Below are 24,354 nucleotides of genomic sequence, written 5' to 3' on the forward strand. Positions count from 1 at the left end.
TTGTTCATTTTTACGTTATACTGTGTGGGAGGAGGAACCTATTCATGGGCAGAAAAGAAAAACGCATAGAGCTTGAGAATGGCGAGGCAGTCTCGATTGGAGCTAGAATGCGCCTAGCGAGACAGGAGAAGGGTATTCGTATCTCCGATATGGCTCGTTTGATTGGCTATACTAAGAGCCGACTCTCATCAGTAGAAAACGGATATGGTCATCCTTCGCAGGAGCTGCTCCTGGCGTATGAGCAAACGTTAGCGCTTACTAGCGGCTCATTACTTACTCAGGAAACGCCAGCGAAGCCACTCTCTATGCCCACCCTCCATAGCCCGGAAACACCTCTAGCTGTCGCAGAAATTGATGATGAGCGCGCGGTTTTTGAGAAAACTGTCATATCAGTTGAGATGCGAACGACAACGATGAGTTCAGGAGGCGTGCAGGAGCATACAAGCGAGGCACCTAGAATAGCAAGCTTTTATGGGCGCGTGCGGGAGCTGCAGACGCTTGAGCAATGGATTGAACATGATCGTTGTCGTGTGGCATCTGTTTTGGGAATTGGTGGTGTGGGCAAGACAATGCTTGCTTCTATGCTCAAAGAGCGGATTAAGGACCAGTTTGAATTCGTCTATTGGCGCACGCTGCAAAATGCCTTGCCGCTTGAGGAGTTCCTCGTCGACTGTATCCGTTTCCTTTCTGGCTTGGAGCAGGTGGAGCTGCCCGATGATGTTGGCGAGCTGATTGAGAGATTGGGAGCGTACTTGCATGAGCATCGTTGCTTGTTGATCCTTGATAATGTGGAGACCATCCTGGTGAGTGGGCAGAGCGCGGGCAATTACCGTCCGGGCTATGAGGGGTATGGCGAGCTGGTTGAGTATGTCGCAGATAATGCCCATAAGAGTTGCCTTATTTTGACCAGCCGTGAGCTTCCGCGAGAGATCGAATTCTGGACACGCTCTTCCGCTCATTTATTGCAACTGGCAGGTATCGGCCTGGAAGAGGGCCGTCTCATTTTGCAAGAGCGCGAGCTGGTTGGCAGCGACGAAGAGTTCATGGAGTTGATCCATGTCTATGCAGGAAATCCTCTGGCATTGAAACTGGTTGCCGCGCCGATCCGCGAGATCTTTGGCGGAGAGATCTCAGAGTTCCTCTCCGAGCGTGGGATGGTCATTGGAGATATCTATGATCTCATTGATAAACAATTCCACCGTCTCTCAGATCAGGAACAGGAGATGATCTATTGGTTAGCGCTGGCCTGTGAGCCTGTCTCACTCAATGATATCTCGAAAGAAATTGTGCGACCGGTTCCTCGCCGTGAGTTGCTGGCGGCGCTTGATTCATTGCGACGGCGTTCTATGATTGAGAATAGCAATGGATCGCGCTTCACGCTCCAGCCTGTGATTATGGAGTATGTGACTGATGCTCTGGTTGAGAATGTATGCCAAGAGATCGAGCGTAAACAATATTCCCTTCTGACCAGTCACGCACTTATTCGCGCACAAGCCAAGGATCATATTCGTAATAACCAGATTCGCCTTTTCCTGGAGCCAATCGGACTACAATTACTGACGAAACTTGGCAAGATGGAGTGTGAGGCACGTCTGAAGGAGATGCTCAAGGACTTACAGAATCAGCGTCCTCAGACACCAGAGTATACGGCTGGCAATCTCTTAAACTTACTGGTGCAGTTGAAAATTGACTTACGCAGTTACGACTTCTCGAATTTAGTTGTTTGGAATGCTTATCTGCAAGATGTCTCGTTACCCAAGGTGAACTTCGTTTCGTCGCAACTGGAGCATTGTGTATTTAGCGATACTTTCGGAAGTATTCTCTCGGTTGCGGTATGTGATGATGGTAGCAAACTAGCCGCAGGAACAGCCAATGGCGATGTGCGTCTCTGGAACGCACATACGGGTGCTCCTTTAGGTATTTGCCAGGGGCATACTGACTGGGTGCGCGCGGTTGATATTAGCCACGATGGCTCTAAGGTCATCAGTGGTAGTGATGATCAGTTTTTACGTTTATGGGATACACGTACGACACAGTGCCTGAAGACTTTGATTGGGCATACCAATCGCATTCGCTCCGTCGCCTTCAGTCCAAAAGATGATCTGATCATCAGTGCTAGTGATGATATGACGCTTATGCTGTGGGATATTGAAAAGGGCGAGTGTTTATATACCTTCCGTGGTCATGAGAGTCGTGTATGGGCGGTCGCTTATAGCCATGATAGCAGGTATGTTGCCAGTGGAAGTAGCGATTACACGGTTCGTCTGTGGGATGTAGAGAGTGGTGAATGCTTACATGTTATGCGTGGGCATAAGGGGCGAGTACATGCTGTTACCTTCAGTCCTGACGGTTGCTACCTGGCTAGCGGAGGCGAGGATCAGACGGTACGCCTCTGGGATTTGCGGACAGGACAGTGCTTGAAAATCTTTTATGGGCATACTGGACGTATCTGGCCTGTGCGTTTTAGCTATGATAGTAAGCGTCTTGCCAGTGGAAGCGATGACCGCTCGATTCGGATCTGGGATGTGGAGAGTGGTGAATGTAGCTCGACGTTGCGTGGACATAACAATCGTGTATGGGCACTCGCGTATAGCCCCGATGATCAGATGCTTGTGAGCGGAAGTGATGACCAGACCATTCGCCTTTGGAGTTGTGAGGATGGTCAATGCTTCAAGACCTTACAGGGGCACAGTAGTCGCGTGCGCTCGGTCTGCTTTAGTCCTGATGGTTTGCGTCTGCTCAGTGGAAGTGATGACAGGGCTGTGCGCCTTTGGAACGTTGATACTGGTCGTAGCATCAAAACGCTACAAGGGCATAGCACCTGGATTTATACTGTCGCCTATAGCCCACAGGGTAACATTGTCGCTAGTGGCAGTGACGACCAGACTATTCGCCTCTGGGATGTGAATACTGGCTATTGTTTGCGTACCCTGGGTGGGCACGGAAACTGGGTCCGTTCGGTCTGTTTTAGCCCCGATGGAACACAACTCCTGAGCGGAAGTGATGACCAGACGGTACGTCTCTGGCAAGTGAATACGGGTCTCTGTATACGTGTATTGCAAGAGAACAAGAGCCGTATCTGGACAGTTGCTTTTAGCCCCGATGGCTCTACCGTTGCTAGTGGTGGTGAAGATGCCATCATTCGACTCTGGCATAAAGAGAGTGGCGAATTGCGCTATCAGCTAGCAGGGCATGAGAAGCGTGTGCGCTCAGTAACTTTTAGTCCCGATGGACGACTCCTCGCGAGCTGTAGCGATGATAGCACCGTGAGGCTCTGGGATCTGGCAAGCGGGCAATGTATTCGTGTGCTCAGAGGGCATATCAACTGGATCTGGTCAGTCGCGTTTAGCCCTGATAGTGCATATCTGACCAGTGGTGGGGACGATAATAGTTTGCGCTTGTGGGATGTTGAGGAGGGGCGTTTGCTCTGGTCTGGATATGAGCACAGTAAACGTATCTATTCCGTAGCCTTTCACCCAATGGGGGAGAGTATTGCCAGTGGTAGTTACGATGGTACAATCCGGCTCTGGAATGTAGCGACGGGCGAATGTTACAAGACATTGCGTAGGGAGCGTCCCTATGAGGACATGAATATTCGAGGGGTGACAGGTATCTCACCGGCCCAACGCGCTATGTTGCGCACACTGGGAGCCATCGAAGAGTGAATGCGATAGAGGCTCTCAATTGTTGAGCTTGCCTTCGTATCGATATGGCTTGTACACTGACTGCAAATGTTTTTGCCACAATCCATATTCCGTATTGCCCTGGTCCTACCAGATCTGCCAGGGAAAAGACAGTGCCAAATCAATGTCCTTCCTGGTATTCTCTCTTTTTCGTGAAAGAGTGTTGCTTTTTTCACCCATGCCCTGAAGATAGGGTATTTCTGGTGATTCAGGCGTTCCTTATTAATTAGAAAACCTGAGCGCGCCTGGGTTGATCCGAGAACCAACGCTGCCTGATTGGCAGCTAGCGCGCACTCTTTTAAGATCGCGTAAACTATATTTTGGAGAAAAGTAGAACAACATGACAAAACCACAAGTTGCCCCCTATGGTGCCTGGGCATCTCCTTTTACTACCGATGTGCTCGTATCGGAGACTGTCAGGTTGAGTCAGGTGTTCTTGCAAGGGCAAGATACCTACTGGGTCGAGGGACGTCCACAGGAAGGTGGTCGAGGCGTCATCGTACGCCGATGTGCCGATGGAACGCAGCAAGATATTACTCCTCAGCCATTTAACGCGCGTACACGTGTGCATGAGTATGGTGGTGGTGATTACACTGTTCATGGCAATACTGTATATTTCTCCAACTTTAGCGATCAGCGTCTCTATCGCCAGCCATTGGGTGGTGAGCCAGAACCACTTACCGCCGTGACCAACAAGCGTTATGCAGACCCGATCATTGATGCTCAGCGTGAACGCCTGATCTGTGTCTGCGAGGATCACACCAACCCTCAGCGCGAGGCCGTGAACATGTTGGTGAGTGTTGCTCTTAATGAGAGTGGAGCGACGCATACGCTGGTAGCGGGCAATGATTTCTATTCGACACCACGTCTGAGTCCCGATGGCAAGCGTCTATGCTGGTTGACCTGGAATCACCCTAATATGCCCTGGGATGGAACCGAACTCTGGGTAGGAGAGTTAGACGCAAACGGCTTTATCGGCTATGCCAGCTATGTTGCGGGTGGCGCGAGTGAGTCAATTTTTCAGCCTACGTGGTCACCTGATGGAACGCTCTATTTTATCTCTGATCGTACGGGTTGGTGGAATATCTATCGCCAGCGTGGAGGAGACGCGGTTGAGGCTGTCTATCCCCTGGAAGCCGAGTTTGGTCGTGCGCAATGGGTTTTCAATATGGTAACCTATGGTTTTGTCTCGGAGGAGCGCCTGATTTGTTGCTACTCTCAGGATGGTGACCATCTGGCGAGTCTTGATCTTACCACAGGTACCCTAACAGAGATCGAACTGCCCTATACGTTACTCGGCTCTCTGGCCATTACACCTGACTATGTTGCCTTCTCAGCTGCCTCTCCTACCGAGCGTTCGGTGATCGCGCGCTATCGCCTTGCCGATGAAAAGCTGGAAGTGCTTCGCAGTCCAGGTGAGAGCACTATTGATTCCAGCTATTTCTCGCGTCCGCAATCCATCGCCTTTCCAACATCAAATGGGGAGACTGCCTACGCTTATTATTATCCTCCGACCAATCCCGATTACCAGGCTCCTGATGGCGAGCTTCCCCCCTTGATTGTTGAGATCCATGGTGGCCCCACCAGTGCGACCTCAAATGTGTTAAATTTAGGTAAGCAGTATTGGACCAGTCGCGGTTTCGCGTTGCTGGACGTGAACTATCGAGGAAGCACCGGTTTTGGCCGGGCTTATCGCGAGCGCCTGAAGGGCCAGTGGGGAGTTGTCGATATTGATGATTGTGTGTATGGCGCGCGCTATCTCGTAGAGCGGTCACTGGCTGATGGTAAACGTCTGCTCATTCATGGTGGGAGCGCGGGTGGTTACACCACTCTTTGCGCGGTGACATTCCGCGATGCCTTCGCCGCTGGCGCGAGCCACTTTGGTGTGAGCGATCTTACAACCTTTGTAGGTGATACACATAAGTTTGAATCGCGGTACTTATTCGGCCTGGTAGGCCCCTATCCCGAAGCTGAGCAGACTTACTATGAGCGTTCTCCCCTTAACTATATTGACCAGCTAGAGTGCCCGGTGATCTTCTTGCAGGGGTTAGAAGATAAGATTGTTCCGCCCAACCAGGCAGAAATCATGGTCGAGGCGCTACGCGCGAAGAAAATTCCTGTTACCTATATGCCCTTTGAGGGTGAACAGCATGGCTTCCGTCGAGCCGAGAATATCAAGCGCTCCGTGGAGGCTGAACTCTACTTCTATTCTCGCATCTTTGGCTTCCCGCTTGCCGACGCGGTGGAGCCAGTGCTCATAGAAAACTTATAAACGAGAGGATAAATTGTAACAATGACGGAACATGGGAATATGCACTTTACTACTAGCAACGAGCAGATAAGCGAATTGCTCAAGCAGGTAGGTGTGATAGCTGACCTTGGCTCAATGGCCGCGCTGGCCGACTGGGATCAGCAGACAGGTATGCCTGAGGGCGCGAGCGAGGTGCGTGCTCATCAGATGGCTACCCTGCAAGGATTGATTCATGAGCGTGTGACCGATCCTCGTGGAGGCGAACTGCTGGCTGCACTAGAAGATGTCGTGAAGCAGCAAGAATATACCGATGCCGATCGTGGATTGGTGTACCAGGCACGCCGTTCTTATGACCAGGCTACGAAGCTACCACGCGATATGGTTGAAGAGATGGAGCGCGTGCGTGTGAAAAGCTTCGATGCCTGGGTGAAGGCGCGTCAGCACAACGATTTCGCTAGCTTCTCACCCTGGCTTCAGCGTACAGTAGAGTTTCAGCGTGAAATCGCGGATCGCTTCGGCTATAAAGAGTGTCGTTACGATGCTCTGCTTGATCTCTATGAGCCCGAACTTACTGCCAGCCGCGTTGACGTGCTATTCGCGCCTGTACGTGAGGTTAGCGCCTCTGTCTTAAAGCGCATTCAGGAGAGTGGTAAGAAGGTTGATACGAGCATCCTCTCTCAGAGCTTCCCGATAGAGAAGCAGCAAGAAGTCAACAAACGCTTGCTCGAAGGGATGGGCTATGACTTCAATCGCGGTCAGATCGCCGTCTCGGCTCACCCCTTCACCACTAGCTTTGGTTCGCCTTTGGATGTGCGCCTGACAACGCGCTATGATGAAAAGAATCTCCCCTGGTCCATCATGTCATCCCTGCACGAAGGCGGTCATGCTGTCTATGAACAGGGCTGCGCTCCTTCGCTACTGCGCACACCACTAGCGAATGGGGCCTCGATGGGAGTGCATGAATCGCAGTCGCGCCTTTGGGAGAACGCCATTGGGCGCTCTGAGGCGTTCTGGCGCGGTCAGTTCCCCGCATTACAAAGCGCCTTCCCTGAGCAGTTCCAGGGTGTTGATGCCACGACTTTCGCATATGCGCTTAACAATGTGGAACCAAGCCTGATTCGTACCGAAGCCGATGAAGTTACCTATAACTTGCATATCATCATTCGCTTCGAGATTGAGCGTGCTTTGATTAACGGGGATATTGCTGTTGAGTCGCTGCCATCGCTGTGGAACGCGAAGTACAAAGAGTATCTTGGTGTGGTACCACCAACCGATAGTCTCGGTGTGTTACAGGATGTCCATTGGGCCTCCGGTTTTGGCTACTTCCCGTCGTACACTCTAGGTAATCTCTATGGCGCACAGATCTATTCCACGCTCCGTAGCAAGTTCCCTGATTTTGATGCGCGCCTGGAACAGGGAGACACACGCTTTGCGTTAACCTGGCTGCAAGAGCATATGTATGTGTATGGCGCGGCCTTTAAGCCAGCCAACTTGCTGAAACGCATCGTTGGCGAAGAGGCTGACCCAGGCTACTTTGTCCGCTACCTGACTGAGAAATTCTCTAAGATCTATGATCTGTAAAGATCAGACAGGTCAACATCCCTGGTAGCGCTCTAAAAGAATAGGCTGAGAATGCGCCCTCTATGATGAGCTCATCATAGAGGGCGCATTCTCCTTTTACTAGAGACGATGTGGACGGGCGTTGATGCGTTGCTGAAAAAAAGTTGTTGCGATAACAAAATAGATGATGACGATCTCGATAGGTATTGCGATTAACCTCGGCATAAAAATTGATAGGCGTAGATATTATACCTTTCCAATACTCTTCAGAACGCATGTATAGCGTAGCATATGACATGTCTGTTGGTCTGTAAAGGAAAGGGAGAGCACCCTCGTAGCTCGAGGGTGCTCTCCCTGGTATTTTATGTGGCTCGCTGAGCGGGATTACATCATGCCGCCCATGCCGGGCATACCACCCATACCGGGCATACCACCGGCAGCCGCTGCTGGCTGCTCCTCGGGAAGTTCGGAGACCAGGGTATCGGTCGAGAGAACCATTCCCGCGATGCTAACCGCGTTCTGCAAGGCCGAGCGAGTGACCTTTACGGGGTCGATGATGCCAGCCTCGAACATATCGACGTAGCGATTCGCGAAGGCATCGTAACCTTTGTTTCCTTCAGCAGCGCGAACACCTTCAACGATAACCGAGCCATCGAGACCAGCGTTCTTGGCGATTTGGCGCAGGGGCTCTTCGAGCGCGCGGCGAAGGATGCTGACGCCTGTCGCCTCTTCACCAGAAGCAGCCTGAACGGTATCAAGTACCTTGATGGCCTTGATCAGCGCGGAACCGCCGCCAGGGATGATGCCTTCTTCAATGGCGGCGCGGGTGGCAGAGAGGGCATCCTCAACACGGTGCTTCTTCTCTTTCATCTCCACCTCAGTTGCGGCGCCAACCTTGACGACACCAACGCCACCGGCCAGTTTCGCTAGGCGCTCCTGGAGCTTCTCGCGGTCATAATCGCTGGTGGTCTCGCCGATCTGCACGCGAATCTGAGCGATGCGCGATTGGATAGCCTGATTTGAACCAGCACCATCAACGATAGTGGTGATGTCCTTGGTCGAAGTGACGGTGCGGGCACTACCCAGATCCTCAAGTGTGGCATTCTCAAGCTTGAGGCCCTTCTTCTCGGTGATGACGGTACCGCCGGTCAGGATGGCGATGTCATCAAGCATGGCCTCACGGCGATCGCCGAAGCCAGGAGCCTTAATGCCCAGAACGTTGAATGCACCGCGCATCTTGTTGACAACCAGGGTTGCCAGGGCCTCACCGTCGATGTCCTCGCCGATGATGACAAGTTCTTTGCGACCACTCTGGAGAACGCGCTCCAGTACGGGCAGGATGTCAGCGATAGCGCTGATCTTCTTGTCGGTGACGAGGATGTAGGGGTCGGTGAGTTCTGCCAGAGTATGCTCGTTATTTGTTGTCATGTACGCCGAGATGTAACCACGGTCGAACTGCATACCTTCGGTATACTCTTTCTCCATCTCGATGCCGCGGCCCTCTTCGACGGTGATAACACCGTCTTTGCCGACTTTCTCCATGACTTCGGCGATCAGGTTACCGATCTCTGTATCAGCGGCGGAGATAGAAGCAACCTGGGCAATCTGCTCGCGAGTCTCGACAGGCTTGCTCATAGCCTTGATCTCGCTGATAACAGCCTCGGAAGCCTTCTCCAGGCCACGGCGCAGGATCATGGGGTTCGCGCCAGCGGCGAGGTTCTTCAGACCCTCGGTCACGATGGCATGCGCCAGAACGGTCGCTGTGGTTGTGCCGTCACCAGCGACATCATTGGTTTTGGTCGCGGCCTCTTTGAGCAACTGAGCGCCCATATTTTCAAACTGGTCAGGCAACTCAATCTCACGCGCAATGGTTACACCATCATTTGTGATGGTGGGGGCGCCGAACTTCTTGTCCAGCACAACGTTGCGACCCTTGGGGCCAATGGTGACCTTTACAGCGTCGGCCAGCACATCCATACCCCGCTTCAGAGAATAGCGTGCTTTTTCATCAAACTGTACACGTTTTGCCACGATGCATCTCTCCTCATTAAAGTGGTTCTATTTGATGAGAGAGGGCGTTTTACCTTCTCTCTTTTTATGTAGGCTTCTAGTCTTAATATGAAAACTTGAGCATGTTAGGGCCAGTCGCGACGGCGACATTCGTTTTCATATAAGGAGTTACTCGATAATACCCATAATATCGCTCTCGCGTAGGATCAGATACTCCTCGCCTTCGAGCTTGATTTCGGTGCCTGCATATTTGGCAAATAGGACTGTCTGCCCAACCTGGACTTCAAGTGTCGTGCGTTTGCCGTTGTCTAGCACTTTGCCAGAACCAACTGCTAGCACTTCGCCTTCTTGAGGCTTCTCTTTAGCGGTATCCGGTAGAACAATACCGCTCTTTGTGACGGCTTCACGAGCCAGGGGTTTGACTACCACACGATCACCAAGTGGTCGAAGCTTTACACTCACAGTTGGCATACTCCATTTCTCCCTGTTTACTGGTTTCTTTATAAAGTGGCGGTGAGAGGGTTTTCCCTTGAATTAGCACTCTTCTTGTGAGAGTGCGAACCGCAATACATAATACACCATCAATAACGAATGTGCAAGGGTTTCGCGCCTGGTTTTTGCCTGGGGAGGGCCGCTAAGAGACAAAAAGATCTACAATGCGCCAGTGCGGGATCAGGTGCCAGTGTGTGAGCGCTATACCCCTTTCTCTCTTTATCATACTCGTGTTCTAGATATGCCGTACTTAATTGTACCTGTTCAGGACTTCTTACTGAACCATGACCAGATTGTCCGCTTTCCTGAATGATGGCCTATTGGACTTTCAATCTCTTGGGTTCGGTGCTATACTGCAAAAAGAAGCAAAATCAAGTACAATGGCATAATAGGCAAAAATTGGTAGAATGCTCAGATAGCGTTAAATTTTGAGGTGGGAGGGAACATAGTAGCATGAAGCCAACCGCAATTTGTATTGCATGCGACTTCTTCTTCGGACATTCGTAGTTAATTATAGAAGAGTACGTTTTCATATATTCCTCAATTGTGTAATTTATGAAAGAACAGCGTGGAAACATTAGAGAGCCGCAAGGCACGACGGGCGGTCAACAAGGACCACAGAAGTTTGGTAACTATGACCTTGTACGTCGCATAGATGTAGGTGGAATGGGAGAGGTCTACCTGGCACGCCAACGTACCGCCTTTGGTCGAGAGGTTGCAGTCAAGATTATCCGCTCCGACCTGGCATATGATGGCGTAGCGCGTAAGCGCTTCCTGCGCGAAGCGGAAGTCAGCGCTCACCTCAAACATGAACATATTCTGCCCCTCTTCGAGTTTGGTGAGGAGCAAGGACGCCTCTTCCTCGTAACTCCTTATATTAAAGGAGGGACGCTTGCCCAACGCCTTCAGCAAGGACCGCTTTCTTATGGAGAGATCTATCAGCTTTTTAAGGCGCTAGCCCAGGCTATTGCCTATATCCATAAACGCGGTGTGATTCACCGCGATTTGAAGCCTAACAACATTTTGTTGGATCGTGCCGAAGATAGCGATCAGGTGTATGTTCGCTTGATTGACTTCGGTATTGCCTCGTTGCAGGGAGCGCTGGCTAGCCCACCACTCACTACGGCGGATCACGAAGTTGGCACTCTGGCGTATATGGCTCCTGAACGTATAGATGGCATCGCCGCACCCAGCAACGACATCTATTCTCTAGGGGTCATTCTCTCTCAGATGATTACGGGTCGTCTACCTGATAGCAGCACCAAAGTTAAGCTGCCCTCACCACTGGCTGAAGTTGTGACGCGCTGTATGGAGCCTGACCCTACGCGCAGGTTTGCTAGCGCCGACATCTTGCTATTGGCTTTTGAGCAGGCATATCGCTTGTTGCGTGCTTCACCCGAGCAACGCCCCTCTGGGTTGTCTGATAAATTTCCAGCGGTCTCATCTACTGAGGCTCGAAGTGAGAGTATACCGCCGCGTGTTCCATTTACGCCTGTGCAGCGGGATAACATCTCAGCAAGCACCTCTGGCGTGAGTCAACCGCACGCTTACAATGAGTCGACGCCTGCTGCCCAGCCTGCCACTTCTGGCACGCAAAAACCTCTGAATCCACTTGTTGCAGGGAATGTACCGCGTGCGGAAAATAAAGCGAGTGATCCTCATCTAGAGCATAACTCTCGACCACCACAGGAAAAGGTGGTGCTGACTCGCGAAGAGTTTATTCTTCCACCTAGAGATGCGGGAAGTTTCCAGGGGGGAGATTATGACGCGCCGACTTCATTTGTTGATCCTGCGCAATTGCGCCTTACGCCATCTACCACGAAATCAGGGGGCCGCAATACACCGCGCCCTCCGCGTCCAAGACGTTCTTTGGGAGCACTTATCCCCATTGCTATTGTGGCTATCATCGTCGTTATCATTGGTATGTCCCTGTATGCGTTCCAAAGTGCGATCTCGGCACGTGTCTCCTTTAGTCCCCAGGTGCGTGCGATTAGCAAAGTTTACACTATTAAAGCTGTGCCTGGTCAGCAGAATAGTGATACTAATGCAGGTACTATCCCTGTAAGCGAGATAAGCAAGACCAAGACGGGGACCCGCTCGGGACCTGCCACAGGTCGCCCTTTCCTCTGCCTCATTAATTGCCCAACGGTAGTGTCCAGCGATGATGTCGTCAAGTTAGGTATCGAGACCAAGCAAGATTTGATTGGTCAGCTTACGCAGGAACTGAATAATGAGGTTCGCTCTCGCAATGCCACGGCAATTGGAAAACCAATCTTCCGCGATAGGGATAGCTCCTACGAACCCGAGGTTGGTAAGAAGAGTTCTAGCGTTTCAATTACGCTGACAGAAGAGGGTAAGCTGAGCTATTATAGCAATAGTGATGCCCAGGGAATCGCGCGCCAGAAACTTCTCCAGGATGCGGGAACTAACTTCGAACTTGTTAGCTCTACGACGCGTGTAGGGCAGCCTGTACTCAAGAGTATTGATGATAGGGGAACTGTGACGCTGTTGATCCCAATTGCCAGCGTGGCTCGCTATAAACTCTCTTCCAGTGCGATCCAGGATATACAAACGCATATTAAGGGGTTGAAAGTCAAAGATGCGCGTGCGTATATCTCAACCCAGGCTGGTATTGATCCAAAGAGTGTAGCAATCCAAAACTCGTATGGTGATACGTTGCCCGGCAACGTGCAACAGATCACCATGGTTAGCGTCAACCCGACGGATATGCCCTCGGTGCAGTTGCCTAGTGTACCAACGCCGAAGAGCTCTTCCAACATTGATGACCCGGATGATAATGACGAAAATATGGCGGGCCCCGGTCTCATGCCTGGAGACCCAGGTTGGATCTACAACAATTGAAATGCGTGATTTGAGGTAGGATTCTCAGCGCCAAGCGTTTCACTGGAGTAAAAAAGGATGGGATTGGAGACATCTCCAACCCCATCCTTTTTTACTCCTCATCGTCGATAGTTTCCTCTCGCTGTTCTTCCCAGATACGTTTGACTGTACGTTTTGTAACCTCAAAGTTGAAGCCACGACGCTGTAGGAAGCCGCCCAGGCGACGGTAGAAGGTTGCATAGTCTATATCAGGCTGGCGGAGCAGCGCAAGAGCCTTCTTTTCAGCGGCCCGCGCGGCCCGCTCTTCATCATTGGTATCATCTACCATCTCATCGATGATATCGCGCTGTAACCCCTTCTGACGAAGCTCGTTTTTGAGAGCTTGTGCTCCCTTCGGACTGAAGTGCTCACGCGTTTCTAACCAGAAGGAAGCGAAGGAGCGATCATTAACCAGCTCCATGCGGTCGAGGCGCTCGAAGACCGCCTCGATATGTTCTGGTGGAGTTCCTTTGCGTCTCAGGTAGTTGCGAACCTCCTGGCGACTACGCGGGCGAAAGGAGAGATAGTTGAGAGCGCGATCAACGGATTGCTGAAGTGCTTCGCTGTTCTGAATTTGCTCAAGCTGTTCCTGGCTGATCTCCTGCCCTACTCTCAAGTCTAACTGCATTGCGAGGAGCGCGTTTATGCCGAGCAGAAACCTGTCGTCGACAAAAAGGTTAACGCGTTCGGGATTGTTAGCTTGCGTTTGAAGTGATGTGATTCGCATAGGGCTATTATAGTACATAACACTCGTATTGTGTGCTTGTTGGGAGATGCATTGAACCTGCTAATGTGATGAGGAAATTGTATTGGAGAGGTGAGAACCTTACAAACGTTTGGTAGGCTTGATGTAAGTAGTAATTCATCCAACCTCTCAGTTGAATGAAAAGACTACTTGAAGCTATGATCCTTAGGAGAACACAACTTCGGTCTCTGGCTCAGGCAGCATTTCGTACAGTGGAACGTCTTTCTTCTCGGTCAGGCGGTTATTTTCATCAACGAAGACGATATGCGGAGTCATAGTACGGATTTCTTCTTCAGTAAAGTCTGCATAGCTAATGATAATAATCAGATCACCTTCGGAGGTCATGCGAGCAGCGGCACCATTCAAGCAAATGACCCCGGATCCACGTGCGCCAGCGATAGTATAGGTTTCCAGGCGAGCCCCATTGTTAATGTTTACAATCTGTACCTTCTCGTAAGGGTAGATGCCCGCCGCATCCAACAGATCCTGGTCAACTGTAATGCTACCGACGTAGTTCAGATTGGCCTGAGTAACGGTGGCGCGATGGATTTTCCCTTTACACATGGTACGTAGCATAGTGGTTGTTAGTCCTTTCACGGTTCTACAAAACGGTGTTCTTAAGGTCTAAACGAAAACCAACGCCGCGAGTGCGGCTAATGCCGACGCGCCCAGGTTTTCTTAATCATGTATCAACTAGACGTAACTAGAAGTAACGATATGTTATTGCTGGGTAGTCTTGAATCTACCCTTATTATAACTGCTCATAAAATGAACGATCCGCACTCTTATTATAGCCACACTTTCGCAATTTGTCCTACATTTAGGCATGGGATACATTACTAATTGGTTGTCATCGGAGTCGTATTTATGAATGGCTGGGTTGCGGCTCTGCCTGAGCTGAAGGGCCCTCCAGCAAGGAGAGAAGAGCGAGTGCGTAAGCCTCAGGAGCGCTTTGAGCATCATGTATATTGTCACCCATCATCAAACGATAATGGCACTTCCAGCGTCGAGCAGGCCAGGCAGCCAGACGAATCAATGTGTAAGTTTCCGCATGTTTTTCTAGCTCCTCGCGAAGGGCTACCTCGCCCGAATCAATAATACCATGTTGATGCAAACGGGTTACAAGCTCTGATGAAAGCATATCAAGAATCCACCTGTTCTGTCTATGATCTGATTCACCGCAACAATGTGAGAAAGAGGACTTTTATCCTCCATTCTCTATTATAGGTTGTTTCTGAAGGGCATGATGGGTTTTAATTGATGGAGGCTGAGAGCAACCTATGAGCGCGGATTACGCCTGAGCAGATCGCGTAAGATGCTTCGATTGGAGGGAAACGCCAGATCTGGGAGTGTGTCGGGGGCGAAGAAGCCTAATTCGCTGACCTCCTCAACCTGGGGCGTGAGGTTCTGAATATTGTTGTCGAGAATCCTTCCCTGATAGGCGATGATGATATGGGGACTACCATGCTGACTGTAGACGCCAATGAGACCCTCTAACTGTATGTCAAGATTGGTTTCCTCTTTGACCTCGCGTAGAGCGGCCTCCTCTACGCTCTCGTTCTGGTCGACATAGCCTCCGGTAAAGCCCCATTTGCCTTTGCCAGGATCGATATTGCGCTTTCCCAGCAGGAAACGTCCATTACGCTGGATAACGACTACGACAACCACCTTGGGATTCAGAAAGAAGATAAAACCGCAGTTTTCGCAGGCGAGGCGACGGGCATTGAAGAGTTCCTTCTCAATTAGTAGCGTAGCGCAGACCGGGCAATATTTTATTTCACTAAGATTGGGCATCGTTCCGCTCACTTTTCATGGCACCTGGCTCTCCTCAAAAGCTATGCTGTATGGACTTGACAGGATGGGCAAGTAACTTCTATGCCTTTATACCTGTTCTCACCCGCCAGGTATGGTTCTCGCAGGTCATCTCATTCCAGGTGCTGCTGATCATTGTATCATGATCGCGGCTCATGGCGATTAAAAATGGATCTGGTAATACGAGTCAAAGATGCGAGAAAGTACTTGCTGTATATCTGTGTGTCTTGTGCTTTTGAAGAGCTATGGCTGTAGTATAGTACCTTTTTCTTTTACTGCCTGGAGGATTGCTTTCGAGAAAACATTTATGTTAATCTCTTCTATGCGAGAGAATTTTACTGGTGCGCATAAGGTTGGTACTCTCGGCGACCACTATGCATTCTATCTTGTTCAGGCAAAGAAGCCATGTATGTAAAATGCTCTAAGAATGCTTTTTTGTAATGTGTTCCTCTGGTAAGTAGTTGAGCACTACTTCCTCTCTACTTACGCTACGGCGTACCCCATTCTCTGTGATTTTTGTTCTATCTCCTTTGCTATCAGCAGTGTATTGATAAATATCGATTTGGGGTGCGCTGTCTCAAAAAATTGTTGTGTTTATTCTAGGGGGTTATATTATGCCGTTCAAAGCTCTTTTGAGTGGCACTCAGCGCAAGCCTGGCTCAATGCGATACTGGCTTATTGGCTCAGCTGTCGCGCTTGCGCTCCTCGCCGGACTGGGAGCTACGATTCTACCCAATATGATTGGTTCGGCTTCAGCGAACCAACTCTCGTCCATTCCTGGCTCCGTTCCTTCTGTCGTGAAGAACAGCAAGAATGTCAGCACACTTACGACCAACCAGACACTCTCGATGGCGGTCAGCCTCAAGTTGCGCAACAAAGAGGCTTTGGAAAGCCTGCTACGTGACACCAAGGATAAGAAATCAGTCAACTATGGTCGTCACCTGACCGCCGATCAGGTAAAGAACTCCTTTACACCAACCCAGGAGTCCTACGATGCCGTGATTGCCTACTTGCAATCGCAGGGCTTCACGGTCACGCAGACCTACTCAAATCGCCTGCTGATCTCCTTCAGTGGCACCGCCGCCCAGGCCGAAACGGCCTTCCATGTTCAGATCAACAACTATGTGGACCCTAGTGGGACACAATTCTACTCCAATGCCAACGATCCTACCTTGCCCCCAACCATGGCGGGCTTAGTGCAAGGTATTGTCGGCCTGGATAACTATGCTAAATTTACTCATTCACCCGTGAAGAAAACAGAGGTTAAAGCTAATACTAGCTCTAATGCTGCTGAACCTAATGCTGTAACATGCTACGCTGCTTCAAGTGATGCTAATTACTACACTCCTTCTCAATTAGCGACTGCTTACAATTATGACGGCCTTTATAACAAGGGCTTTAGAGGTGAGGGGCAGTCAATTGCACTTTTTGAGCTTGCTACCTTTAATCTAAACGATATTAAGGCTTTCACGAATTGTTACGGTAAGAGCCAAACCAGCATCCAGACTATACCAGTCACTGGCAACATCCGTTCTGATGGGGGGATGTTTGAAGTTGCTCTAGATGCAGATATTGTATTAAGTATGGCTCCCAAACTGAATCAGTTACGCATCTATGAAGCCAGTAATGATGTCCCTGGTTACCTTAGCGAGTGGGCGCGAATCATTAGTGATAACACTCCGGTAGTGAGTGTAAGTTGGGGCTTATGCGAAGCAAATCGATCACAAAACACGCTTGAAGCTTCAAATAACCTGTTTATGATTGCCGCTGCTCAGGGACAAACAATCGTTGCATCCTCTGGTGACGATGGGAGTTCGGGCTGCCAACGTAGTAGTACCAATCAAAATGCCCTTAGTGTTAGCGATCCAGCCAGCCAGCCCTATGTCACAGGTGTTGGAGGTACATCTTTAACAGTAGATGCGAACAACAAATATACAATCGAGAGTGTTTGGAACGAGACAGCCTATTCAGACAGTACCAGTGGTGGTGGCGTAAGCACCTATTGGGCTCATCCTGCATGGCAGACTGGCACAGGCACAGATTCAAGCCTAATGCGCCAAGTTCCTGATGTGTCTTTGCATGCAGGTGGAGATAAATATTATCTCGTATATTGTACAATATCGTCTCTTGGCTGCTCAGCCGAAAATAACTGGTGGTTAGGTGCTGGGACCTCCGCAGCGGCTCCTATGTGGGCTGCTTTCGTGGCCCTCGCAAATGAGCAGTCGGTGAAGAGTGGTGGGTATAATCTAGGTTTTATCAACCCATATCTATACCAGATCACTGACTCAAAGTATACGAGCGACTTCCATGATGTTACTATTGGTAATAACGATTATCAAGGGCTACAGGGAGGTAAGTATCCAGCTACCACTGGTTATGACATGGCGACGGGTCTGGGCAGCTTTAATGCGACCAACCTGGCGAATGATCTGGTCACGATGGCGAATGCCACAAAGGGCGCGCGCCAGGCTCCAGCGAGCAAAATCTGGTATTTCGCTGAGGGCAGCGTTGGTGGTAGCGATGGCTTCCAGGAGTTCATCTCCCTCCAGAATCCCGATGCGACAACCGATGCCCAGGTAAAGGTGACCTACCTGTTCGCGACTAAGACGGCTCTCTCTAAGACTTATACTGTGAAAGCCAGCACGCGCTACACCGTAAACGTGAATGCAGAGGTTGGCCTGTCAGACCTGAAGACTGTGCAGTATGCACTCTCGGCCATTGTTGAGGTGACGAGCGGCCCCGGTATTGTAGCGGAACGCCCTATGTACTTTAACTATCGTGGTCTCATCAAGGGTGGTACGGATGCCATGGGTGCTTCGCAGCCAGGTACCAGCTACTACTTCCCGCTGGCTGATACGACGCAAAACAAGACCACGCAAGCCTGGACCTACATTAGTATTCTGAACCCGAGCAAAACGCAGACCGCGAACGTGACTATCACCTATGAGGATGGTCATTGTGGTAATGCTGGTCAGACTGCCTGCCGTACACAGATTATTCCTGTTGGTGCGCTCAAGCGCGGTACAGGTACTCCTACTGCCGTGGGCTTCAAGACTAAGACAGCGGTAAGCGTTACATCTGACCTGCCTGTCGTGGTTGAGCGTCCTCTGTATATCAGGACGAATGTTGCTACATCTGGTGGCTGGACGACTGGCTCGTCCAGTGAGGTTGGTGCGACCGCTCCGGCGACAACCGCGTACTTTGCTCAGGGCAATACTGGCAAGAACTTCCAGCAGTACTTCGTGATCGCGAACTACGGTGATGTTCCTGCTAACGTCTCGCTGAATTTGGTCTATAAGAGTGACTCTACTACGAGTCCGAAGACTATCACGGCCACTGTTGCTCCACATACACAGTACACAGTGGATGTGAATAAGAGCAATGCCGGCCTGCCTTCTGACTTTGGTGCGGAGGTGAGCTCGGATCAGCCAGTAGTTGTGGATCGTGAAGAGTTATTCCACTACGGTTCGGCCTTACAATCTGGTCAAACAGATGTGATTGGAACGCCCACGCCGAAGTCGGTCTACTCCTTCTCTGAAGGGTTTATCTCTTCGACCTTCACACAATACGTCAGCATCCTGAACCCAACTGACAATGACGAGACTGTCGTTATTACCTACTTTGGTAGCGGCTCTGTCTTCCAGCAGCAGTTTGTGGTGAAGGCGCACAAGATCATTCTCGTCAATGTGAGCAACGCGATAGCTCCTTTCGGAGATGGCAATAACTCGTCGACTGTTCAGGCGATGAGCGGTACCATTGTGGTTGAGCGCTTGATGTACTTTGGTTACCACGACCGTACTGGTGGCTCGGATGTCATCGGTTATACTGGTGACTAAGGAATAGCCACCTTATCAAACCTTATGCGACGGCATCAGCCCCGGGATCACATCCCGGGGCTGATGCTTTTTCTTGCCCTTATTTCGAAGTCTATGCCGGCGGCGGGATAGGCCACCCTGTCTCAGGAAGAGGGCGTGGTATAATGGCAGCGTAATTACCACTTTTACGCTCGATGAGGAGATGTACATGACTATGACTCAAGAAACCCGTCTCGAACGCGATTCGATGGGCGAGATGCAGGTTCCCATACATGCCTATTATGGAGCTAGTACTCAGCGTGCCGTGTTAAACTTTCCCATTAGTGATTTGCGGTTCCCCCGTGCTTTTATTCAGGCCTTGGGGCAAATTAAACAGGCTGCCGCGCAGGTAAATGCCGACCTGGGAACGGTCGATGCCACCATTGCCGAAGCGATTACGCAAGCGGCTCAGGAAGTGATTGCGGGCAAGCTTGATGAACACTTTGTGCTGGATATTTTTCAAACTGGCTCAGGCACCTCAACCAATATGAATGCCAACGAAGTGATCGCAAATCGTGCCAGTGAATTGCTTGGTGGTTCGCGTGGATCACGCAAAGTACATCCAAATGATCATGTAAACTTTGGTCAGTCCTCAAATGATGTCATTCCCTCAGCGATCCACCTCTCAGCGTTTGTAAGTCTGGAGCATGATCTTATACCCGCGCTTCAGGAGCTTCAGCAAGCTTTACAAGAGAAGGCCGACGAGTTTATGCCTGTCGTCAAGACCGGGCGTACGCACCTACAGGATGCGACTCCGATTCGACTGGGTCAGGAGTTTTTGGGCTATGCTGGACAGATTGAGCGAGGAATCACGCGTGTGCGCCATGCCCAGAGCGAACTCTCGGAACTGGCTCTGGGTGGTACAGCGGTTGGAACTGGCGTCAATACACACCCCGAGTTTGCCGCGCGTGTATCGCGAGTTCTTTCCAGCATGAATGGCGTTGACGTTCATGAGACCAGTAACCATTTCCAGGCCCAGAGCACACTAGATGGTATTGTCGAGGCAAGTGGTGCGCTGAATACCCTGGCGGTAAGCCTGATGAAGATCGCGAATGATATTCGCTGGCTTGGCTCTGGTCCGCGTGCAGGCATTGGAGAGATCGAACTTCCAGCCGTCCAGCCTGGTAGCTCAATCATGCCGGGTAAAGTCAACCCCGTGATCGCGGAGTCTGTTTGTATGGTCTGCGCGCAGGTAATGGGAAATCATACGACGATCACCATCGCGGGGCAGACAGGTAACTTCGAGATTAACGTGATGATGCCGGTAACGGCCTATAATCTTTTGCAGTCGATTAACTTGCTGGCTGCTTCCGCGCGCAACTTTACACGCCAGTGCATTAAGGGTCTCAAAGCTACGACGAAGGGGCCCGAAATGGTAGAGCGAGGTTTGGCGATTTGTACCTCGCTAGCCCCAGTGATTGGGTATGATGCCGCCGCTGCTATCTCCAAGGAGGCGCATAAGACTGGTAAGACTGTGCGGGAGATCGCGCGCGAACAGACCAACCTCTCTGAAGAGGATCTGAATCGTATTCTCGATCCAGCTAGCATGACAAAGCCCGGTCTCGATGGCGGACCAGCCGGAGGCTAATGAGAGCTGTTGATGTGGCCTTTCATTGATGCAATCTGAAGAGGAGGTATGGTCGCGTTAAGCTATTGCTTAAATGCGATCATACCTCCTTCTCGATTGTGGGGCAAGCTTGACGGCGCTAGTGAGGAAATCTATGGATGGAGTTGCCGTCCCATGATAACCATGGGCTTTTCGCCGCCGGGAAAATAATATTGTGGGAGGAGCGGAAGCCAGCCACGCTTGCGATAAAGCTGCATTCCTCGTGTCTCACCATCATAGGTCGAGAGAAGCGCGGTACGGTGAGGCACATCGCGCAACAGCGCGTCATGTAGTTGTCCTCCAAGTCCATAGCCCTGTGCATCTGGTACTACTGCCAGTTCTACCAGTTCTAGTGCATAGGTGAGCCACTCCTGAGCCATAGTAGGCGTCATTGAGCTTGCAATGGTATCATGCCACCACTGACCGGGGCGGCTGGTATAGCCATAGATGAAGCCAACGAGTTGATCTGCTTCCACGTCGCGCGCTGTGTAGAAGCGCAACCCATCTCGCCGAATGTGATGGGTCAAGGTTCGCGCGAAGCCATGTACCCCCTCTTCTGTGTTATTGTAGGGAGGAGCCGCAAAGGCTTGACGGTATACATCATGGATTTGTGCCTCCTGAGCCTCAATATCCTCGGGTGGTAGCTTAAACAGTCGCACTCGCATGCAATTATCCCTTCCTCTACATCTCACTAAAGCCAGATGCGCCAGTGGTCATCGCCCTCTACTCCTGACGAGTTGGAGAGATGAGCATGATTCGGCCAGACGAGAGCCTCCTGGTCCAATCCTTTATATGCAATGGCGAGTGCCCCTGACCAGGTTTCCTCTGGATTCAGTGCCTCCATGTCAGCGCGCGAGAAGAAGCGAGCGTCATCTACCTCTTGTGGGTCAGGATAGAGTTCGCTGATAGGCGAAATGGGGTGTGCTTTAAACATAAAGAAGTAGTTATGTTCTCCATCATCCATGACCCATAAGCGTACTCCCAACAAACCCTCAATCTCAATCCGTAAGTGTGTCTCCTCGAACGTCTCTCGCACAGCCGTGACATCCGGTAACTCGCCAGCTTTAACGCGTCCCGAGGGAAGTAGATATTTGCCTCGAGTGACGCCGTGGAGGTTACGTACTAGCAAGACTTTGTTGTCATAGACCACTACCGCGCCTGCCCCCAGGCTTAGTGGTCGCTTGGGCCTGCTCTCATTACCAGAGACGGGTCTATCTCCTGATTCTGCCATTAGATGCTGCTCCTCACGCTTTTGCTAGTGGCTATACGGTCTCTAGTATTCTATTATAGCATTGAGTCCGTTTATCTCTTTTGATTTGTTTACCATATAGAGTGGATAAGCTCTCTTGTTTTATTTGGAATGGGTGGTGTTTGACTCTATATTGAAGACGTCAATAAACTCAATTAGAGGGTTAAAACAAGTTTCTTGAAGAGTAGACAAATATCTCTTTCCGTTGGCATTTGTTGCTCTTGCGTTCTTCCTTCATTTCTGCTATAATTACTCCTCGTACGGTGAGTTACACCGGAATGCACGCCTGTGGAGATCCTGTAAGACCTGGTAGATCCAGGCACGTTGTTCGTTGAAGCAGGAACCGAACGCGAAATATGGCTTGTCCATATTTGGGTAAGTTTCGGATAACGGTAATGCATGCGGCTCTACAGGCTAGAAGCCCCAGTACACCGCATGCAATGTACCGGGGCCCTGGGGAGAAATGCTATGGTACGAGGCGATGGATATCGCGAGGAAAGGTCGTTGTCAGGCGTACGTTGGGCGCGCCTAGCAATTGCATGAGCAGGCGCTCTGAGCCGATAGCGAAACCTCCATGTGGAGGCATACCATAGCGGAATGCTTCAAGGTAATGCTCGAAGGGCTCAGGCGACATCTGGGCCTGCTCTAAGGCCGCTATATAGTCCTCATAGCGATGTAAGCGTTGTCCTCCTGTGACTAGCTCCGTACCTCGGAAGAGCAGGTCGAATGAGTTCGAAAACTCAGGTCGCTCCGGGTCCGGATGAGTATAGAAGGGCCGCTTCTTCATCGGATAGCCTGTAACAAAAAGAAACGCGCTTCCATACTCCTTCTGTGCCCATTCGCCAAGCCAGCGTTCATCCTGTGGTGAAAGGTCCGGCTCACCGCGCACGTCCACTTTATGAAGCTTCAGGATAAGCTCTTGTGCATCCTGAAAGTGGATATATGGGATCTCCTCTGGAACCTCCGGCAGGCTTGCCTTCAGGAGGTCTAGTTCAGAAGCACACTGTTCCTGAAATGCTCCGAGGATGCTAGCCAGGATATCGCGTAGCAGGGCCATGACAGTAAAGTGGTTCTCGATAAAACCAAATTCAGCATCCAGGCTAACATACTCGTTGAGGTGGCGAGTGGTGTCATGTTCCTCCGCGCGAAAGACTGGGCCAACCTCAAAGACGCGCTCGAAAACACCAACCATATTCTGCTTGTAGAACTGTGGGCTCTGCGCCAGATAGGCTGTGCGTCCGAAGTATTCCACCTTAAAGACGTTGGCTCCGCTTTCAGTCGCGGATGCGACGAGTTTGGGCGTCTGAATCTCAGTAAAGCCTCGGTCTGTCAGGGTTGAGCGGAATGCTTGCATCATCGCCGAAGCCAGGCGGAAGATTGCCCGGCGCGAGGGATGCCGGTTCGCAACCACGGCATGATCGAGCAAGGTGCTAATCTGAGCGTTGATCTTGCGCTTGTTAAGGGCTACAGGTGGTACTTCGCGTATCGGTGCGATGACCTCGATAGTCAGGTTATGCAGTTCTACGCCGCCTGGGGCCTGGGCTACACTCTCTACTTGCCCTTCAATTGCGACCAGGCTCTCTACGCTGGCTTCGACGTTAATGAGAGGGGCTATCTCTTCCTCGCTCTCAGCAACCGCTTGAATCTGTCCCCAACCATCGCGGATGACCAGGAAGTGGATACCGCCAAGCTGGCGCCAGGATTGAAGCCAGCCCTGAATTCGAATACGTTCACCAATATGTCCTCTAACCTGAGTCGTGAGTGTCCTTGTCTGCTGCATATGATATGCTCCTTCTAACCGTGATGCTGTTTTGTTATTGTCTGTAATTGCCCAGGAAGTCATATCTGAAGTCATGCAGACGTCCAGTTGTCAGGTACTTCCCGGAAGGTTTTTAGCGTTGGCGTTATTGTCATCTTCGCCGTCGTCGCTCTCCACCTGATCTCCTTTCTGCGTTGTTATAATGCTGGATTGATGGTCGCGGACAAACAAAAAGCCCTCATCCTTTGGAGGACGAGGGCAGAATATGCATTTGCCTTGTCGTGGTACCACCACCATTTGCCCCTGTTAATGCGGGGCCTTAGTCGATTCAACTTACCTGCTTACTATTTTTCTGGAGGGTAAGCGAAAATCGTAGCGCGTTAACGGGCGCAATCCCGAAGATACAGCTATTATGCCTACTAGATTCCGGCGTTTCACTGCTTGGCTCAAGGG

General features: G+C 50.9%; 15 protein-coding genes. 6 read left to right on the plus strand and 9 right to left on the minus strand.

What is annotated here, in order from left to right; translation table 11 throughout:
- Positions 1-44: 44 nt before the first annotated feature.
- The 3 genes from K3T82_RS12225 (at position 45) to K3T82_RS12235 (ending at position 7,515) form a co-directional block, all read left to right on the plus strand.
- Positions 45-3,665, plus strand: a complete 3,621-nt coding sequence (locus K3T82_RS12225) for a WD40 domain-containing protein (RefSeq protein ID WP_220193732.1) — start codon at positions 45-47, stop codon at positions 3,663-3,665.
- Between the two features lie 358 nt (positions 3,666-4,023).
- Complete coding sequence (locus K3T82_RS12230; protein WP_220193733.1) at positions 4,024-5,955, plus strand: S9 family peptidase; 1,932 nt, start codon at positions 4,024-4,026, stop codon at positions 5,953-5,955.
- A 21-nt stretch (positions 5,956-5,976) separates the two neighbouring features.
- A complete protein-coding gene (locus K3T82_RS12235) occupies positions 5,977-7,515 on the plus strand; it encodes a carboxypeptidase M32 (protein WP_220193734.1) in 1,539 nt (512 codons plus the stop codon).
- A 363-nt stretch (positions 7,516-7,878) separates the two neighbouring features.
- Here the strand turns inward: K3T82_RS12235 and groL are convergent, their stop codons facing one another.
- Positions 7,879-9,525, minus strand: a complete 1,647-nt coding sequence (groL, locus tag K3T82_RS12240) for a chaperonin GroEL (protein ID WP_420799262.1) — start codon at positions 9,523-9,525, stop codon at positions 7,879-7,881.
- A gap of 147 nt (positions 9,526-9,672) precedes the next feature.
- Complete coding sequence (groES, locus tag K3T82_RS12245; RefSeq protein WP_007912946.1) at positions 9,673-9,975, minus strand: co-chaperone GroES; 303 nt, start codon at positions 9,973-9,975, stop codon at positions 9,673-9,675.
- A gap of 576 nt (positions 9,976-10,551) precedes the next feature.
- Here groES and K3T82_RS12250 point away from each other — a divergent pair.
- Complete coding sequence (locus K3T82_RS12250; RefSeq protein WP_220193735.1) at positions 10,552-12,858, plus strand: serine/threonine-protein kinase; 2,307 nt, start codon at positions 10,552-10,554, stop codon at positions 12,856-12,858.
- A gap of 91 nt (positions 12,859-12,949) precedes the next feature.
- Here the strand turns inward: K3T82_RS12250 and K3T82_RS12255 are convergent, their stop codons facing one another.
- The 4 genes from K3T82_RS12255 to K3T82_RS12270 all read right to left on the minus strand — a co-directional run bounded on the left by K3T82_RS12255 (position 12,950) and on the right by K3T82_RS12270 (position 15,415).
- Entirely contained in the window at positions 12,950-13,603 is a 654-nt protein-coding gene (locus K3T82_RS12255; RefSeq protein ID WP_220193736.1) for a RecX family transcriptional regulator, read from the minus strand.
- Positions 13,604-13,786: 183 nt separating this feature from the next.
- The gene (gene panD / locus K3T82_RS12260) at positions 13,787-14,197 is read right to left on the minus strand and encodes an aspartate 1-decarboxylase (RefSeq protein WP_220193737.1); all 411 of its coding nucleotides are present in this window, start codon (positions 14,195-14,197) and stop codon (positions 13,787-13,789) included.
- Positions 14,198-14,486: 289 nt separating this feature from the next.
- The gene (locus tag K3T82_RS12265; RefSeq protein ID WP_220193738.1) at positions 14,487-14,762 is read right to left on the minus strand and encodes a hypothetical protein; all 276 of its coding nucleotides are present in this window, start codon (positions 14,760-14,762) and stop codon (positions 14,487-14,489) included.
- Between the two features lie 137 nt (positions 14,763-14,899).
- Positions 14,900-15,415, minus strand: coding sequence for an NUDIX domain-containing protein (locus tag K3T82_RS12270; protein WP_220193739.1), 516 nt, complete (start codon positions 15,413-15,415; stop codon positions 14,900-14,902).
- Positions 15,416-16,047: 632 nt separating this feature from the next.
- On the opposite strand from K3T82_RS12270, the gene K3T82_RS12275 reads away from it, so the two are divergent.
- Entirely contained in the window at positions 16,048-19,269 is a 3,222-nt protein-coding gene (locus K3T82_RS12275; protein ID WP_220193740.1) for a S53 family peptidase, read from the plus strand.
- 193 nt (positions 19,270-19,462) lie between these two features.
- On the plus strand, positions 19,463-20,875 hold the full coding sequence (locus K3T82_RS12280; RefSeq protein ID WP_220195105.1) for a class II fumarate hydratase: 1,413 nt from the start codon (positions 19,463-19,465) through the stop codon (positions 20,873-20,875).
- 131 nt (positions 20,876-21,006) lie between these two features.
- On the opposite strand, the gene K3T82_RS12285 is transcribed toward K3T82_RS12280, so the two are convergent.
- The 3 genes from K3T82_RS12285 to aspS form a co-directional block, all read right to left on the minus strand.
- Positions 21,007-21,558: a GNAT family N-acetyltransferase gene (locus K3T82_RS12285; protein WP_220193741.1), complete on the minus strand. Its 552-nt coding sequence runs from the start codon at positions 21,556-21,558 to the stop codon at positions 21,007-21,009.
- 26 nt (positions 21,559-21,584) lie between these two features.
- On the minus strand, positions 21,585-22,124 hold the full coding sequence (locus tag K3T82_RS12290) for an NUDIX domain-containing protein (RefSeq protein WP_220193742.1): 540 nt from the start codon (positions 22,122-22,124) through the stop codon (positions 21,585-21,587).
- Positions 22,125-22,608: 484 nt separating this feature from the next.
- On the minus strand, positions 22,609-23,922 hold the full coding sequence (aspS, locus tag K3T82_RS12295; RefSeq protein ID WP_220193743.1) for an aspartate--tRNA(Asn) ligase: 1,314 nt from the start codon (positions 23,920-23,922) through the stop codon (positions 22,609-22,611).
- Positions 23,923-24,354 lie beyond the last annotated feature (432 nt).

This window comes from Ktedonospora formicarum (assembly GCF_016587355.1).
Classification (GTDB): Bacteria; Chloroflexota; Ktedonobacteria; order Ktedonobacterales; family Ktedonobacteraceae; genus Ktedonobacter; species Ktedonobacter formicarum.